We start from the raw sequence: 16,651 nt of genomic DNA, 5'->3' as shown, positions 1-16,651 counted from the left end.
CCTTGAGGCCGTCTCTTGGCGCCCCATTTTCGACTGTCAACACCTCGAACACGGTAAAGTCCGTGTAATCATGTACATCCGCTTGGCGTATCAGTTAGCTCCCATCCGATATACTTGATAAATAGGGAAAAGCAGCCAGCAGTCTTCAGGGGGTATTCAGCTTTGGAAAGCGTCGAAAAGAGCGTAACCCCTTTGCTTGGCCGAATTTAGAAGTAACCCCTTTAGAATGACATTTTTGCGAGCATATGCTTCGCGTAAGCAATTGATAAATAACGACTTACGCGCCGGTAATGGGGGGGGACCCTCCCAGGCAGGAAAAAATTCCCTTAGAACAAGGAGGAGATTGGAAGGCCAGCCGGCGCATAGGGTGGAACGCCCAGGACGAGGTCGACAGCCCTGCCATCGGAAGCCTCTGAGTGCAGCCTGCCGTTGGAATAAAGGACCTGTCTGCCGGGAACAGCGGGAACACGATCCCCTGGGATGACGACGCCTGCGAGGTTCAACGGGTCCGCAGCGGCTAGGGCGATGATCGCGCTGCACTCGCGGTTCCGGGAGTTGCGGAGGGACTCGACGGCCTCGGGGATTGCGTATTGCTCGCCACCAAAGCCGGACAGGAACCGGCCGCCGCGGATCTCACCGCGAGCTTCAAGTCGCCGAAGCATAGGCAGAAGATCTCGCCATCTGGGGGCGTTAGATTCGTAGACGAGCAGGTCGCGAAATAGAACGCCGTAACGATTGAGAAGTTGGCGGGCAAAGGATTCCAGAGCGGCCTCAGTGTGGTGAGCCTGCTCGATCGCCGTCGGTGCGGCGTGAAGCTCCGCGTTGAGCAGCGACCACCTGCCCGCCGAACTGCGTGCCGTGCGCCTGCCAGAGGTCTCGTTGGTGATGGATTTACGACGGGGATCCATGCAGGCACGAAGCTGGTCGAAGCCGTCTGCGGCTGCGAGGCCTGCGGTGGCGAGCTCCCACAGAGCCTGCTGGGTTTGCTGCCGTGTGAGATTTGCGATGCGCTGAATATCGTTGGCGAAACAGGCGCCGCGTTGCTGAAGCAGCTTTCGAAGTTGCAGAGCTGCGGGGCTGAGGGCCGCAGCCAGCTTGTCCTCTTCAACGCACTGTTGAGCCAGCGCGTAAGGAAGCCAGTCTGCAGTCTCGCGTATGTAGAAGGTGACTGGTGCGGCGTTGGTGGGGATGACCCGGCGCGGGGAGGCTCCATCTCCTGCAGACCACGCCGGATGAGGTGAGATGCGCCCCCAACCTACGGCTCCAGAGAGGCAGAGGGCGTCGAGCCAACGGGGGTCGTAGTTGGCGACGCGGGAGGGGAGGAGGGTACGCTCCCACTCGACAGCAGGAGCTTCAAAGCCCTCAAGTTGACGAAGAGCTTCAAAGACTCCCTCTTCGCCGGAGAGCTGAGCTTGCGGGGCCAGATGTTGCCAGTTGAGAAGCCAGCGCATATAGACCGCCGGCGTGACAGGCTCGACCTGCTTGCGAAGAGTGGTTACCGTGCGGCGGTGGATACGTTGGAGAATGCGGCGTTCGCACCATTCGATATCATGGTTTGAATCTGCTCCCGTTGATGACGCTGCAGAAGGTGCGGGATACTCGAATGCTCCGCGCATGAGGAGACCTTGCATCTCCATCGCGAGGAAGGCTGGAAAGATCACCGCGGGCTCAAGGTTCACGATGCTGGCGAGTGCGGTGGCGGTGATGGGTCCCAATATTTGTAACCATCCCTGAACTAATTTCTGCAGGGCTTCTTCTTTTGTGACTGAACTGGTTCGATTCGACGCAGTTTGCCACAGCGCGTCGACATAAGACAGCCGTTCGGTAGCAACCCAGCGCAGGCTTCCTCCACAGTCGATCGTGTGGACGCGGCCTGAACGTGCAAGCCGGTCGTAAAAGATCCGCCAGTCGTTGGATTCAGCTGTACCGATCACGTGCACCGGTAAGACGATGAGCGAATGTAAAAGATCATGGAGTTCGTGTTCGTTGCGGAGATCCGGCCAGATCTCTTTGCGAATGGCTGTAATGGCAGCTGGGTCCAGCTTGCCGGGTTGGTCCGGAAGGTTGCGGCCGAGTGAGGTAGCGCGGGCGCGACGCGCTTCGAGACCGGCTTCGTCGAGATAAGCGTAGGGATTGGCATTGAGGAGTTCATGCGCGAACTGGGAGGGAGTTGCAGTATCAACCGCCACACAACGGATGGCGCCTTCCTTTATCCCGCGAAGAACTTCGATGAGTCCTTCAAGGTCCATCGCCTCCTGGAGGACGTCCTGCATCACCTCGTTGACCAGTGGATGGTTGGGGATCTGAATATCTCCGACAATGGTCTCGAAGCAGGCCGCGGCCTGTGGGAAGACCGAGGCCATGAGATCTTCGGAACGAGTGCGCTGGATCTGAGGGGCTATGCGTTTGCCCTTTGAGAAACGGAGAAGTTGCAGGCTGCGGCCGGCGGCCCATCGCCAGCGGTTTTTGAAGATGGGGGACGCGATAGAGGCTTGCTCAAGAAGCTCCTTAGCTGTGTGTTCGGTGAGAAACTGGAAGACATCGGCGAGGGGAAAGCTGTGTTGCTCGGCGAGGGAGATGTTAATGCCATTGTCGGTGGCTGCAGCTTGAAGCTCGAAGTTAAAGCCACGGCAGAAGCGTTTGCGCAGGGCCAGTCCCCAGGCTTTGTTGATGCGGCCACCGAAGGGAGCATGAAGGATGAGTTGCATGCCGCCACCGTCGTCGAAGAAGCGTTCCGCGATGATGGTGGTTTTGGACGGAACGGCACCAAGTGCGCCGCGACCGGCGACGACGTAGGCGATAAGTTGCTGGGCTCCGCTGGCGCAGACGCCACACTCCTGCATGAGCCATGCGGTGGCTGCGGCGACCTTTGGCTGTGCGGGAGACAGGTAGCCGGGATCTACATCAGGAGTGAGAGCGGAGATTTGTTCGCGGAGCTCGCCTACTCCATCCGAGAGGACAGCGGTTCGTTGTGGGGCCTCACCCTCCCAGAAGGGCAAGCTGGGAGGTGCTCCGTGGGCATCTTCGACGAGGACGCGACCAGAGGCTTCGACGCGCTGGATACGCCAGCTTGAGGTACCCAGCAGAACGACATCGCCGGGGCTGGAGTCGACAGCGAAATGCTCATCCAGAGTTGCAATCTGAACGCCCTCCGGCTGCAGGATGACGCTGTAGAGCGCTGTGTCGGGGATGGCACCGCCGTTTGAGATGGCGATCATGCGGGCGCCACGGCGGGGATGGAGGTGGTGTTGGACTCCGTCGCGAAGGAGATAGGCACCATAGCGGCCGCGGGTAGATTCGATGCCCTCGGTGAGAAGGGTGAGGAGATCGTTGAAGGCTTCGCGGGTGAGGTTGCGATACGGATAGGCACGACGAAGAACGTTATAGAGGGCGTCTTCTTCCCATGGCTCAGCCCCGCAGGCAGCGACGATCTGCTGCATGAGAACGTCGGCGGGCTGTGGTGGAATTTGTAACTGATCCAGTTCTCCAGCACGCATCTTCCTGATGAGGGCAGCTTGTTCGACGAGATCATCGCGTGTGGTCGCGAAGAATCTCCCTTTCGGAGTTGCACCACGCCAGTGGCCTGCACGTCCCACACGCTGCATGGCAACCGCTACCGACCGGGTCGTACTGATCTGACAGACGAGGTCGATGTCACCAATATCGATACCGAGCTCCAGGGACGCGGTGGCTATCAGGATTTTGATCTCCCCATTCTTGAGGCGCTGCTCGGCGTCGAGCCGGAGGGTGCGGGAGAGCGAACCGTGATGTGCCGCGACGTGCTCGGGACCGAGACGGGTGGCGAGTTCAAAGGCAATCTTCTCGACAAGGCGGCGAGTATTGACGAAGACTAGGGTAGAGCGGTGATTCTGAGCATGGCTGGCGAGCTTGTCGAAGATCTCTTCCCACATGCGGCTGTTGGTCACGGAACTAAGCTCGTCACTTGGGACTTCAATAGCGATGTCGAGTTCGCGACGGTGACCTACCTGCACGATGGTAGCGGGTTTGCGGTCTTCGTGGCTGCCGGTAAGAAAACTGGCCACAAGTTCAATCGGATTCTGCGTGGCGGAGAGGCCGATCCTTTGGGGTGCCATAGCGAGGCCAGTGAGGAACTGACCGGGGCTGAGACGATTTTCGCCTGTGACAAGAGCGTCCAGACGTTCAAGCGATAGAGCCAGATGGGCACCGCGTTTGTCGTCGGCTACCGCGTGGATTTCGTCGACGATGACGGTCTGAACACGGCGGAGGTGTTCCCTGCTCTTGCCGGCGGTAAGAAGGATATAGAGGGATTCGGGAGTAGTGACGAGAATGTGAGGCGGGTTGCGCAGCATGGCAACACGTTCTTTTGGAAGCGTGTCGCCTGTGCGGACGCCGATGCGGATTTCAGGACAAAGATACCCGCGCTGCATTGCCAGTTGCTGGATCTCGGCTAGGGGCGCATCGAGATTCTTCTGGATGTCGTTGGAGAGGGCCTTGAGGGGGCTAACGTAGAGAACCTGTGTGCAGGGCGCCAGTCGGCCTGAGATCGATTGCCGGAGGAGCTGGTCGATACAGACTAAGAACGCTGCTAGAGTCTTGCCTGAGCCGGTTGGAGCTGAGATTAGGGTGGCGTTGCCGTCGAGAATGCCAGGCCAACCGTATGTCTGCGGCTCGGTAGGGCTGCCGAACTTGGATAGAAACCACTCGGCCGTGACTGGGTGAGCCCAAGCGAGTGGTGGCGGAACTTCCGGTGTCATTCGCTGATTGTAGCGCGGTTTTTATTCGTTCTTTCTTCGCCGCTTTGTTATCTACATATTGCCGGTGCCAACGTCGGAAGAGGCAGCAGCAGTGCTCGATTCGTCAAGATACTGCTCGATCACTTTTTCAAGAGTGCCCTGGGCCGAGAGGATGAAGTCAATGGCATCGCGGCCGGCTCCAAAGCCGCCGGTATTCGCGGTAACGTAGTGAGCCGCTGATTTTACCTGCTGGCGAGCATTGGCGGTGGCAATCGCGAGACCGCAGCAGCGCATGACTGGAAGATCGATAATGTCGTCCCCAACATAGGCAAGCTGGTCGAGCGTGTAGCCGGTCTTCTCAAGGATTTCATTGATCGCGTTCATCTTGTGAGATTGGCCCTGGTAGATGAACTCTAACTTCAAGTCCTTAGCGCGGATGGCTACGGTCTGTGACTGACGTTTGGTGATGATTCCGATGCGGAGGCCGCCGAGACGTCCGAGAGACATTCCTAGCCCATCGTGTGCAGAGAAACCTTTTGCTTCGATACCGTGGCCTTCTGAATTTGGAATGACGAAGATCTGTCCATCGGTTAAGACTCCATCCACATCGAAGATAAGGACTTTGATCTTTTTGGCTCGGGCGTCGGCGGTCATGGCTTTGATCATAGTCTGACGGCCCCCGTAAGAGAGGACCGCAGGTTTCCAGCAATTATCCTGAGACGCTTCGGGAGAGATCGGCCTCCGTTTATCTCATGTTGTAAGGAAATTCGAATACGAGACCAGCTATAGGCAGGACGACATTGACGAGTTGCTCATGTTTTACACGCTCGAAGTAGACCCGTCCACGAGCAACTTCGTTAGGAGAAAGAGACGTTGCCTCGAGAGGATGGTCGCTTGCGACCTGCTCGGCCGCTTTAGTTTTTGCCTCCGGGTCGGATTGGTCGACGTCGGGGGCTTGTAAGGCGCCCGCCCCGATTAAGGGGGCGGTTTGGTGGGGGAGCAGGGAGGAGCCAAGCTGGGGGGTGGGGGATGTGGGCGGCGGCGGGGCCGGGGCTGAGGAAGGAAGGTCCTTCAGGTCGCTGGGTGGAACATACAGCAGTACTTTGGGCTTGGGAGTGATGACCTCGACGCGGAAGTCCTCCGGGGTCACATTCTGGGGCAGGACGGTGTTGTTGGCGATACTGACATCAGCGCGGGTGTAGGGACCCTCTTGCGAGACGGAGATCATGACGGTGAAGCGCGGGGAGTTTATCACCTTATAGTTGCGACCGTAGAGCTTCTTGCTGAAGCAGTTTGCGTTGGGCTGGCAGGTGATTACGTTATCCGGAAGGATGGTCTGAGGGACGCTGGAGGCGAAGAGGACTGTTGGGGGGGTGAGGGCTACGAGGAGGGAGATTTGCTGCATTCGAGTCATGGGGAGACCTCCTGCTGGGTCGCAGTGCAGGTAACTTAGCAGTTACCAATGAGGTACAGAATGACTCGATAGTTGCAGGCTGCGCGGGGGGAATGGAGGGCAAGTTGCGAAGGGTTGCGATGGACGCCTGGCGGCCATTGCAACCCTTTTGTAACTTTGTTGGACGCAGAGGTGGCTGCCTGGTTCTGCAGCTTTTCCGCGGAGAGGGGGTGGATTAGGCGGGCTGGATGTTTGCAGCCTGCTTGCCCTTGGGGCCAGTGGTGATGTCAAACGTTACGCGCTGGCCTTCCTGGAGGGACTTGAAGCCGCTGGAGTTAATTGCAGAGTAGTGCGCGAAGAGATCCTCTCCACCGTCTTCCGGGGTGATGAAGCCAAAACCTTTTGCGTCGTTAAACCATTTCACTGTTCCGTTTGCCATGATGCGTCCTACTTTCATAAGGCGATATTTCGCCGTTACTTATAAGCGTAGCAGGATGTGAGCCAATTTCAATCAATAAGGTTACAGGTTTCTTCAGAAAGAGGCCGAAACCGGTCTGCAAGTGGGCAAGACTGCGATTTTTGGATTTGCGTTGCTGTGCGAGGTACCCCTCCCACCCCCGGGTATTTTGGGGATAAGTGAAATGGATGCATGGGTTTAGCGGCAGTTGGTTTCGCTAAACTATTGCATTCAGGTGGGTTGCGTGCAAAATACTTGCTTTGTTTGAGTTAGCGGTGGATTTCTCTTGATTTATACGTCTTCGGGCTTCGAGGAGCTTGTTGGGGCTGCTTCATCGTGGTGTTTTGGTGGCCTTTCGTGGTGAGTTCGTGGTGCGTTGTGGACATTTAAAGGCCAGGGGCCGCCGCAGCTCACGCCGCCGGCAACCCCTGGGACCTGATCTCTCTTTGACCTCTTTTACCTGATCTCCTCTTTTAATTGTAGCGAAGTGAAGATAACTCATACGCCAACTTTGGCGAAGATTTTTTGATTTTTCTTTGGGGGTGAAATTTGGCCGGTCGAGATTTGGTCTTTTTCGGGTTTCAGAGGCTAGGATAGGCATTGTCCTTATGACGACCACAAAATCTAGTTCTGTATTTCTTCTGGCCAGGAGTGCGATCACTGGTGCGCTTGGCGGCCTGCTGTTTGGCTTCGACACGGCTGTGATCGCCGGAATTACCCATGCGCTGACGGACAAGTATCAGCTATCGCCGGCGAATCTTGGCTTTACGGTCTCGATTGCGCTGTGGGGGACGGTGATTGGGGCGATGGGCAGTGGTGCGCTGGGCCAGAAGCTGGGCAGCCGGAAGGCTCTGCGATGGATGGCGGTGCTGTACGTGATCTCGGCTCTTGGGTGTGCGCTGGCTGGTAGTTGGACCATGTTTTTGTTCTTCCGGTTTCTTGGCGGGCTGGGGATTGGCGGCTCGTCGGTGCTGGGGCCGGTTTATATTGCGGAGCTTTCTCCGGCGAAGTGGCGCGGGCGGATGGTGGGGCTGTTTCAGATCAATGTGGTGGTTGGGATTCTGCTGGCGTATCTCTCGAATGCGATTGTGGCGCACTTTGGATTGGGAGCCATTGAGTGGCGGGTGCAGATCGGAGTGGCGTTTGTTCCGGCGGCTCTGTTTCTGATCATGCTGCTGAGTGTTCCGCAGAGTTCGCGATGGCTGATTACACAGAACCGGATTGCGGAGGCTACGCTGACGCTGCAGCGGATGGGGTCGCCTGACTCTGAGGCGGAGGTGCAGGAGATCATCGAGTCGATTCGGCAGGAGCGGCTGGAGTCGGCCACGAAGTTATTCTCTGCGCAGAACAGGCTGCCTATCTTTCTTGCGATCTCGATTGGGATGTTCAATCAGCTGACGGGGATCAATGCGATTCTTTACTACTTGAACGATATCTTTGCCAGTGCGGGGTTCAGCCGGGTATCGAGCGACCTGCAGGCGGTGGCGATTGGGGCGATGAACCTGGTGGCGACGCTGGCGGGGGTTTCGCTGATCGATAAGGTGGGACGCAAGAAGCTGCTGCTGGTGGGAGCGGTGGGTTGTGGGATTTGCCTTCTGGCTGCTGCGATGATCTTCCAGACGCAGTCGCATCAGCAGTTTCTGCTGGTGGTATTGATTGCTTATATTGTCAGCTTCGCGTTCTCGCAGGGGGCGGTGATCTGGGTTTATATCAGCGAGGTGTTTCCGACGAGCGTTCGGTCGAAGGGGCAGAGTCTGGGCTCGTCGGCGCATTGGATTACGAATGCGCTGATTGCGAGTATCTTTCCGGTGCTGGCTCGATATTCCCGGTCGATTCCCTTCTTCTTCTTTGCGGCGATGATGGTGGTGCAGTTTCTGGTGGTGCTGTTTGTGTATCCGGAGACGAAGGGGTTTACGCTGGAGTCGATGCAGAAGCATTTGCATGAGAAGGTGAAGCCTGCGGCTTGATTTTTTTGTGCGTGGGGTCTTCTGCTGGGATGACAACGAAGGACAGGCAACGGCAAGAACAAAGGCGAGGACAACCGCAGATCCCTACGGGATGACAACAAAAGAACAGGCAACAACAAGGGCAACGACGACGACGGCTAAGGCAACGGTTAGGGCTAGGGCATATTTGGAAGGGGATGATCGATGCGGTTAGGGTTGTTTACGCCGATATTCAATGGGTTGTCACTGGATGCTCTGGTGGTGGAGTTGAAGAAGTATCCGCAGATTGAGGCGCTGGAGATTGGGACGGGCGGGTGGCCGGGGAGTAGCCATCTTGATCTCGATTCGCTGCTTGCGAGTAAAGAGGCGGCGCACGCGTATCGCTCGAAGGTGGGGGATGCGGGGCTGACGATCAGTGCGCTGTCGTGCCATGGGAACCCGGTTCATCCGAAGAAAGAGATTGCAGGGCACGATGATGAGCTGCTGCGAAAGACGGTGAGGCTGGCTGAGCAGATTCATGTTCCTGTGGTGGTTACATTCTCTGGATGCCCGGGTGGATCGGCGCAGGATGTAACGCCGAACTGGATTACAGCGGCTTGGCCTCCTGAGTTTTCGGAGGCACTGGCGTGGCAGTGGGAGGAGCGGCTGATTCCTTATTGGAAGGGTGCGGCTCAAGTTGCCAAGGATGCCGGAGTGAAGATCGCGCTTGAGGCTCATCCTGGATTCTGCGTGTATAACCCGGAGACCGTGCTGCGTCTGCGTGCGGCTGTGGGTGATTCGGTGGGAATTAATTTAGACCCTAGTCATCTGTGGTGGCAGGGGATCGATATTCCTTCGGCGATTGCTGCGCTGGGTGAGGCCATCTTTCATTTTCATGCGAAGGATGTGGCGATCCATGGAGCGATGCGGGATGTCAATGGCGTGCTGGATACGAAGAGCTATCGTGAGATGGCGAAGCGGTCTTGGCTGTTTCGGTCGGTTGGGTGGGGGCATAGCGAGTTGGAGTGGAAGAGGATTGCTTCCGCGTTGCGGCTGATTGGGTATGACTACGTGATGAGCATTGAACATGAGGATGCTCTGGCTTCTACACATGAAGGACTGTCTTCGGCGATCTCGATGCTTTCGCGTGTGTTGTTGAAGGAGGCTCCGGTTGAGGCCTGGTGGGCTTAAGAGATTGTGTCCTGCCGGACGGGCCCACTGCGCGTGGGGCGGTCACTTCGTGACTTGTATACCTTTTTAGAGGGGTGCCTCGAGTGGGATTGCTCCGGCGCTCTCGACTGCGGTGACTGGTGATTTTTCTTTGTCGCTGAAGGTGACGAGGAAGAGTATGAGCACGGCGGCGGAGGCAGAGGCGGCTACGATCCAGATGGAAGGCCACGAATGAACCGTCGCTCCGGTTGCTGATGTTGTTGAGTATCGCTCTACGACTGCTCCTGAGAGCCACGAACCTACGAACATTCCCGCGCCATAGGTGATGAAGGTGATGAGTCCCTGCGCTGCGGCTCGTAAAGCGTGAGAGGCTTTGCGGTCGATGTAGATCTGGCCGGTGACGAAGAAGAAGTCGTAGCAGATGCCGTGGAGAAGGATGCCGAGCCAGAACATCCAGACTTTGCTGTCGGCGTTGCCGAAGGCGAAGAGGAGATAGCGGAGAACCCATGCGGACATGCCCGCGACGAGCATGTATTTGACGCCGAGGCGGCGGAAGAACCAAGGGATGAGAAGCATGCAGAAGAGCTCGGACATCTGGCCGCCGGTCATCTTGCCTGCGGCGTTGTGGACGCCTGATTCGTTGAGGAAGAGGTTGGTGAAGGCGTAGTAGAACTGCAGCGGAATGCAGATAAGGAAGGAGGCGATGGCGAAGACGGCCATGGAGCGTTCGCGGAGAAGAGCGATGGCTTCGCGGGGGAAGATGCTGGAGAGAGAGAAGCGGCCTTCGCGGGCGAGAGGCGGGGTGTCGGGGAGCGTGAGGCAGTAGAGTGCCATCAGGACTGAGAGTGCGGCGGCTAGCTGTAAGGGGCGTGATGTGGTTTCGAGACGGAGGGTTCCGACGAGGAGGCCGGCGGTGATCCAACCGGCGGTGCCGAGGACGCGGATGGGGCCGAACTCGAGCTTGGGGTCGGACATTTGGCGGAAGGCGAGGGAGTTGGTCAGTGCCAGGGTGGGCATGAAGCAGAGGCAGTAGAGGAGGAGCAGCGGGTAGATGGCGCTGAAGACAATTTGTTGCGAGGCGAGGAAGAGGAGGATGCCGCCGAGGAGATGGAGTGCGGCGAGGACGCGCTGGGTGGCGAAGAGCTTGTCGGCGATGAGGCCGACGAAGAAGGGGGCGATCATGGCTCCGACGGCGGTAGTGCCGGCGGCGAGGCCGATCTGCTGGCCGGTGAAGTGGAGGGAGGAGGCGAGCCAAGTGCCGACGGTGACGTACCAGGCTCCCCAGATGAAGTACTCGAGGAACATCATGGCGCCGAGTCGTACACGGATCTGCATGTTCACGTGGTTGAGTTCCCTTCTTGTTTGCTGCTTGTTGCGCTGCTTGTTGCGCTGCTTGGATTAGGGTAACGCGAAGGCTACGTAGGCTGCTCCCTGGGGGCCCTTGGGGTTGCGGGCGTTGCTGGTGGCGATGACGACGTACTGGCGGCCGTCGACCATGTAGGTGGCGGGGGTGGCGTTGCCGGCGTAGGGGAGGTCGCCTTGCCAGAGGAGGGTGCCGGTGCGGCTGTCGAAGGCGCGGAGGGTGTGGTCGAAGTTGGTGGCGGCGATGAAGACGATGCCGCTGGCGGTGACGGTGGGGCCGCCGTAGTTTTCGGTGCCGGTGTCTGCGAGGCCCTTCGCGGCGAGTTCGGGATAGTTGCCGAGGGGGATCTTCCAGAGATATTTGCCGGTGTTGAGGTCGATGGCGTTGAGGGTGCCCCAGGGGGGTTGGACGGCGGGGTAGCCGTCGGGGTCAAGGAACTTGCGGTAGCCGGTGAAGCGGTATTTGGCGAGGCCGCCGGGTGGGGCGAGGGCGGACTCTACTTCTTTTTTGGAGGAGTTGTTGGCGGTGACGGCGGATTCGACCATGGGGGAGGCGCTGTCGCCGAGGAAGCGAAGGAGGGAGGCGGTGTCGGCGTCGGTGAGTTTGTGGAAGGACGGCATGCGGCCTTTGCCGTTGTGGATGTTGGCGAGGATCTGCTGGTCGGTGAGGCGGAGACGGACGCCGAGGATGCCGGGGTAGTTGGAGGGTGCGCCGAGGAGGTCGTCGCCGTGGCAGATGGCGCAGTTTTTGTCGTAGATTTTGGCGCCGGCGATCTCCGAGCGGTTGGCGGATTTTGGAGCGGGGGTTGTGGCGCTGCCGCCGGTGTCCCCGGTTTTGAGGTACTCGAGGACGGCGGTGAGGCGAGCGGCTTCGACGTTGGGAAAGGAGGGCATGCGGCCCTTGCCGTTGTGGATGATCTCGGTGACCTGGGCGTCGGAGAGACGCTTTTGCTCGTCGATGAGTGAGGGGAAGGCGGGGGGACTGCCTTTGCGATCGCCGCCGTGGCATATGGAGCATTGGCTCTGGTAGACGTTGGCGCCGAGGCTGCCGCCTGGTTTGTTTTCGGTGAGGCCGCCGGTCCAGACGATGTCGTTGGCGTTGATGTAGATGACGCCGGTCTTGATGTCGACGGCTGAGCCGCCCCACTCGGCGCCGCCGTCGAAGCCGGGGAAGACTACGGTTTGCTTGTCGACGGCGAAGGGGACGAAGAGGCCGTTGCTGATGAAGGATTTGAACTGCTCGGCTGCCCAGGCGTGGGCTTCGGGGGTGCGGGTGGTGAGCATGTCGGCGGTGAGGAGCTGGCGGGCGTAGGGTGCGGGGATAGACGGGATTGGCTGAGTGGGAGAGGCTTTTTCGCCAGGGGTAGTGGTGGCGGGGAAGGCATGCTCTTCGATGGGGAAGAGTGGCTTGCCGGTGGTGCGGTCGAAGAGGAAGAGATAACCCTGTTTGGTGGTTTGGGCTACGGCGTCGATTTGTTTGCCGTGGGAGCGGACGGTGACGAGCGACGGGGGTGAGGGGAAGTCGCGGTCCCATATGTCGTGGTGGACACCCTGAAAGTGCCAGAGGCGTTGGCCGGTGTTGGCATCGAGGGCGAGGAGGGTGTTGGCGTAGAGGTCGTCGCCGATGCGGTCGAAGCCGTAGAAGTCGTTGACTGCGGAGCCGGTGGGAACGTAGACGATGCCGCGCTTTTCGTCGAGGGCCATGCCGGTCCAGTTGTTGGCGGAACCGGTGACCTTCCAGGCGTCTTTGGGCCAGGTCTCGTAGCCGGGCTCGCCGGGAAGGGGGATGGTGTGGAAGATCCAGCGGAGCTTGCCGGTGTGGACGTCGTAGGCGCGGATGTCGCCGTGCAGTGCAGGCTCGGTCTCGGGCGCGCGGAAGCCGACGATGATCATGTCTTTGTAGACGAGGCCGGGGGTGGTGAGGGCGGCGAAGGATTGAGTGACGTCTTTTTCGTTGAGATCTTTGCGGAGGTCGATCTTTCCGCCGTCGCCGAAGGTGGAAAGGAGTTTGCCGGTTGCGGGATCGATGGCGTAGAGGTTGGTCAGAAGACCGGCGAAGAGGATGCTCTGAGTTCCGTCGGTCCAGTAGCTGAGGCCGCGTGTGGGTTGGAGGCCGGGGGTTCCGGTGCTGAAGGTCCAGAGATTTTTTCCGGTGGCGGCGTCGAGCGCTATGACTTTTTGCGTGGGCGTGAAGCCGAAGAGAACGCGGCCGACGATGAGCGGATTGGTCTGTAGGCCGCCGGCCTCTTTGGTGTCGAAGGTCCATGCGACTTTGAGCTTGTGGACGTTGGTGCGGTCGATCTGGTGGAGGGCGGAGTAGTGATCGTCTGCGCTTTGACCGCCGTAGACTGGCCAGTCGGTGCGTGATGCTGCATGCTTCGCCTGTGGGCTGGCAGCGGCGAGGGTGTATTCGCGGCTGGCGAGGGTCGACGTGAGGACGCCTGCGAGGAAGGCAGGGAGTAGAACGGGGGCGAGTTTGCCTGTGACTGAACTTAATCTTTTCACTTGGCCCATGGCTAGTCCGTGTATTTGATGATCTGCATGAAGCCGTAGTCCATGTGGAGCTGCTGATGGCAGTGCAGGAGCGAGTCGCCTGGGTTGTCTGCGAGGAAGTCCACGGCTACGGTTTGGAGCGGCATGACGTTGACAGTGTCCTTGATGAGTCCGCTGAGGTGTTGGTCGTCGATCCTGGTGACTTCAAAGCTGTGCCGATGGAGGTGGATGGGATGCTGGTCGCCGCTGGCGTTGCGGAAGAGCATGCGGTAGCGTTTGCCGTGCTTGACCATCAACGGTTTGACGTTGGGCCATGCGTCACCGTTGATGGTCCAGGTGTCGAACTTCGAACCGTTGAGCGCGCCGGCGTCGCGGAAGGTGAGGGTGAAGGTTTCGTCCGGATCTGCGACTGGGTCTTTGGCGGCGAATCGGGTGTAGTCCCATTCAGCAGGTTGTGGGTCGCGCCAGACGGGTTCTCCGGATCTGCCGGCGTACTCGACGACAACTCCGAGTCCGATGTCGCGGCTCTGCTTGAGAGTCGAACCGAGGATCCAGACGCCTGGGGAGTTCATCTCCACGATGGCATCGACACGTTCTGCGACAGCGAGGGAGAGCACTTCGACGGAGTATGGAGTGGGGACCGGATTGCCGTCCATGGCGACGACCTTGAACGTATGGCCCGGGAGAGCGAGCACTGCGTTTTCGGTCGCGCTTGCGTTGAGGAGGCGGAAGAGAACTCGCTCACCGTGTTTGACGCGGATGGGCTCGCCTGTGCCCAGCATGTGCGCGTTGATGGTGGCGTGATCGTATCCGACATCGGAGCCTGCGGTCTGCGGCATGTTCTGCGATTCGGCTCGCATGGTTTCGACCATGGGGACGAAGTGAGGTCCCCAGTGATGGATGGCGAGATTTACTTCTTTGTCGTGACGCCCTGGGTCGGGTTCGCCGTCGATGAGAATAAAACCGAACTGGCCCGTGTAGGCGGCGAGGGAGAGGTCGCCCATGGCCATGGCATGGGTGTGATACCAACGAGTGCCTGAGGGGTTTGGCGTGAGGTGATAGCGCAGGGTCGCTCCGGGTGCGATCAACGGAGAGCCTTCTTCAACAGCGCCGTCATTCAGGGGATCGGTGGTGAGGCCGTGCCAGTGGACGAGATCAGGGTTTTTCGAGGCGTTGATGACGTCGATCGTAACCGGCTTGCCTTTTTTGAAACGGAGCAGAGGGCCGGGGACCTGGCCGTTGTAGGCGACGGTGTTGATCTGGACGCCGCGACCGATGTCCAGAGTGCAGGGCTCGATGCGCAGGCGAAGATCGGCTGCACGAGATTCGGGTCCGACCGCTGCCGCTGTCCAACTGCGCTGCGGAATGGCTGCGTTTGCTAGTGCTGCACCTGTTGCGGCCAGGAACTTTCTGCGGTTCATCAGAACTCACTTCGCGGTCGGAATGATTCTTGTGGTGTCTTAGAGTAATAAGCGTTTGGTGGCGGCGTGTCCAGAAGGTTGATGTTTGCCGAGCCTTGGGAGTACCTGACGGTGGAGTTTCCCGATGCGGATTTTTTCGACTTTTTTTGCGGTGCAGGTAAGCCGGACCTTGTTGTAAAAGATGGAATGTTTGGGGTCGCATGTAATGTTCGTGCGAATATAGACCATCTTTTCAATTTGACGTATGAGGATCGCTTCCTTGAGATCGATTACCGCTTGTCTGATTTCTGTTGCGTTAACGTCCGCCCTTTTTGCGCAGCCGAACCAATTGCCGGTTGCCGATAAGGCTCTCGCGCGTGAGATATTTCAGCAGTTGATCGAGACGAATACGACGGACTCGGTTGGCAGCACGACGGTGGCTGCCGATGCAATGAAGAAGCGGCTGCTCGATGCGGGGTTTGCGGAGTCGGACGTGGTGGTGATGGGGCCGAATGACAGGAAGGGCAATATGGTGGCGCGGTATCGAGGACGCGCTGGCTCTACCCTGAAGCCGGTTCTGATCATCGGGCATATTGATGTGGTGGAGGCGAAGCGATCAGACTGGACGACGGACCCGTTTCAGCTTGTTGAGAAAGACGGGTATTTTTACGGCCGCGGAACACAGGATATGAAGGACAGCGATGCTGCGGTGGTCGAGAGCTTTATACGGATGCGGCGTGAAGGCTTTGTTCCTGATCGCGACATCATTCTTGCTTTGACCGCTGACGAAGAGGGTGGGAAGTCGAACGGCGTGGATTGGCTGCTGAAGAATCATCGCGATCTTATTGATGGTGCGTTTGCACTGAATCCAGATGCCGGCGGACCTGAGTTGGAGAAGGGTCGAGCTGTCAGCATGGACGTTGAAGCGACGGAGAAGCTTTATGCGGACTATCGAGTGACGGCGACGAACCCTGGCGGGCACAGTTCCCTGCCCCGGCCTGATAATGCGATCTACCACGTTGCGGATGCGCTTGGGCGGCTGGAGAAAACAACTTTTCCTTTAGAGACGAATGAGGTAACGCGAGTTTATTTTGCGAGTAGCGCGAAGACGAAAGACGGGCAGCTGGCAGAGGATCTGAAGGCTGTGTCTGGGGCTGTGCCGAATGCGGAGGCTGCGCAGCGATTGTCGAAGGACCCGATCTACAACTCACTGCTGCATACGACATGCGTTGCGACGATGATGTCGGCGGGACATGCTCCAAATGCACTGCCCGGAAGCGCGGTTGCGAATGTGAACTGCCGCATCTTTCCAGGACATTCGCAGGAAGAGATTCGCCAGGAGCTGATTCGTATCTTTGCTGATCCGACGCTGACGGTTCAGTATGTGACTGACGCCGGGGAGGTGTTCGAAAAGGGCTCCGACCGTAAGTCGATGGCGCCGCCACCGCTGGATCCGGTGGTATTTCGTCCGCTTGACACTGTTGTGAAGTCTATGTGGCCCGGGATACCGGTGATTCCTGAGATGGAGACTGGTGCTTCTGACAGCGTGTACACGATGAACGCGGGTATCCCGAGTTATGGTTTCTCGGGCATGGGCGTGGACCGCGATGATGTTCGTGCTCATGGACGCGATGAACGGATTCGCGTTGTCGATTTCTATAACGGAGTTGAGTTTGAGTATCTGTATCTGAAGGCGCTGACCTCGCACTAGGGTTGTTGTGGGGATGAGGTTTTTC

At 58.6% G+C, this 16,651-nt stretch carries 11 protein-coding genes; 4 read left to right on the top strand and 7 right to left on the bottom strand.

All coding sequences use genetic code 11. From position 1 onward, the window contains the following. Positions 1 to 326 precede the first annotated feature (326 nt). The 4 genes from HDF10_RS08840 to HDF10_RS08825 form a co-directional block, all read right to left on the bottom strand. Complete coding sequence (locus tag HDF10_RS08840; RefSeq protein WP_183812518.1) at positions 327 to 4,736, bottom strand: DEAD/DEAH box helicase; 4,410 nt, start codon at positions 4,734 to 4,736, stop codon at positions 327 to 329. Positions 4,737 to 4,787: 51 nt separating this feature from the next. Continuing rightward, positions 4,788 to 5,381 carry a KdsC family phosphatase gene (locus tag HDF10_RS08835; protein WP_260177735.1) on the bottom strand — a complete coding sequence of 198 codons (594 nt, stop codon included), beginning with the start codon at positions 5,379 to 5,381 and terminating at the stop codon, positions 4,788 to 4,790. Positions 5,382 to 5,460: 79 nt separating this feature from the next. After that, positions 5,461 to 6,129 carry a hypothetical protein gene (locus tag HDF10_RS08830; protein ID WP_183812516.1) on the bottom strand — a complete coding sequence of 223 codons (669 nt, stop codon included), beginning with the start codon at positions 6,127 to 6,129 and terminating at the stop codon, positions 5,461 to 5,463. Positions 6,130 to 6,343: 214 nt separating this feature from the next. Continuing rightward, positions 6,344 to 6,547 carry a cold-shock protein gene (locus tag HDF10_RS08825; RefSeq protein WP_020712649.1) on the bottom strand — a complete coding sequence of 68 codons (204 nt, stop codon included), beginning with the start codon at positions 6,545 to 6,547 and terminating at the stop codon, positions 6,344 to 6,346. 617 nt (positions 6,548 to 7,164) lie between these two features. On the opposite strand from HDF10_RS08825, the gene HDF10_RS08820 reads away from it, so the two are divergent. Further along, entirely contained in the window at positions 7,165 to 8,532 is a 1,368-nt protein-coding gene (locus HDF10_RS08820; protein WP_311732714.1) for a sugar porter family MFS transporter, read from the top strand. A gap of 183 nt (positions 8,533 to 8,715) precedes the next feature. Continuing rightward, positions 8,716 to 9,681 (top strand): sugar phosphate isomerase/epimerase family protein, encoded by a 966-nt coding sequence (locus HDF10_RS08815; protein WP_183812512.1) that lies wholly within the window; start codon positions 8,716 to 8,718, stop codon positions 9,679 to 9,681. Positions 9,682 to 9,747: 66 nt separating this feature from the next. Here the strand turns inward: HDF10_RS08815 and HDF10_RS08810 are convergent, their stop codons facing one another. The 3 genes from HDF10_RS08810 to HDF10_RS08800 all read right to left on the bottom strand — a co-directional run bounded on the left by HDF10_RS08810 (position 9,748) and on the right by HDF10_RS08800 (position 14,936). Continuing rightward, positions 9,748 to 10,995 (bottom strand): nucleoside permease, encoded by a 1,248-nt coding sequence (locus tag HDF10_RS08810; RefSeq protein WP_183812510.1) that lies wholly within the window; start codon positions 10,993 to 10,995, stop codon positions 9,748 to 9,750. Positions 10,996 to 11,058: 63 nt separating this feature from the next. Then, positions 11,059 to 13,536, bottom strand: a complete 2,478-nt coding sequence (locus tag HDF10_RS08805; RefSeq protein ID WP_183812508.1) for a c-type cytochrome — start codon at positions 13,534 to 13,536, stop codon at positions 11,059 to 11,061. A gap of 2 nt (positions 13,537 to 13,538) precedes the next feature. Next, positions 13,539 to 14,936, bottom strand: a complete 1,398-nt coding sequence (locus tag HDF10_RS08800) for a multicopper oxidase family protein (RefSeq protein ID WP_183812506.1) — start codon at positions 14,934 to 14,936, stop codon at positions 13,539 to 13,541. 81 nt (positions 14,937 to 15,017) lie between these two features. On the opposite strand from HDF10_RS08800, the gene HDF10_RS08795 reads away from it, so the two are divergent. Together HDF10_RS08795 and HDF10_RS08790 are read left to right on the top strand one after the other, a co-directional pair. Then, entirely contained in the window at positions 15,018 to 15,281 is a 264-nt protein-coding gene (locus tag HDF10_RS08795) for a hypothetical protein (protein ID WP_183812658.1), read from the top strand. Further along, positions 15,265 to 16,626 carry a M20/M25/M40 family metallo-hydrolase gene (locus HDF10_RS08790; RefSeq protein ID WP_260177733.1) on the top strand — a complete coding sequence of 454 codons (1,362 nt, stop codon included), beginning with the start codon at positions 15,265 to 15,267 and terminating at the stop codon, positions 16,624 to 16,626. The genes HDF10_RS08795 and HDF10_RS08790 overlap by 17 nt, the downstream gene beginning before the upstream one ends. Positions 16,627 to 16,651: the final 25 nt, after the last annotated feature.

It is taken from the genome of Tunturiibacter empetritectus (genome assembly GCF_014201375.1).
GTDB lineage: Bacteria > Acidobacteriota > Terriglobia > Terriglobales > Acidobacteriaceae > Edaphobacter > Edaphobacter lichenicola_D.
Note: the sequence above shows the minus strand (reverse complement) of the source record. Positions and strands in the feature narration are given on the sequence as shown.

Bases quoted from the DNA above. Each gene is read 5' to 3' on its own strand.
- HDF10_RS08840 (WP_183812518.1), bottom strand. From the start codon at position 4,736: ATGACACCGGAAGTTCCGCCACCACTCGCTTGGGCTCACCCAGTCACG.
- HDF10_RS08835 (WP_260177735.1), bottom strand. From the start codon at position 5,381: ATGATCAAAGCCATGACCGCCGACGCCCGAGCCAAAAAGATCAAAGTC.
- HDF10_RS08830 (WP_183812516.1), bottom strand. From the start codon at position 6,129: ATGACTCGAATGCAGCAAATCTCCCTCCTCGTAGCCCTCACCCCCCCA.
- HDF10_RS08825 (WP_020712649.1), bottom strand. From the start codon at position 6,547: ATGGCAAACGGAACAGTGAAATGGTTTAACGACGCAAAAGGTTTTGGC.
- HDF10_RS08815 (WP_183812512.1), top strand. From the start codon at position 8,716: ATGCGGTTAGGGTTGTTTACGCCGATATTCAATGGGTTGTCACTGGAT.
- HDF10_RS08810 (WP_183812510.1), bottom strand. From the start codon at position 10,995: ATGCAGATCCGTGTACGACTCGGCGCCATGATGTTCCTCGAGTACTTC.
- HDF10_RS08805 (WP_183812508.1), bottom strand. From the start codon at position 13,536: ATGGGCCAAGTGAAAAGATTAAGTTCAGTCACAGGCAAACTCGCCCCC.
- HDF10_RS08800 (WP_183812506.1), bottom strand. From the start codon at position 14,936: ATGAACCGCAGAAAGTTCCTGGCCGCAACAGGTGCAGCACTAGCAAAC.
- HDF10_RS08795 (WP_183812658.1), top strand. From the start codon at position 15,018: ATGTTTGCCGAGCCTTGGGAGTACCTGACGGTGGAGTTTCCCGATGCG.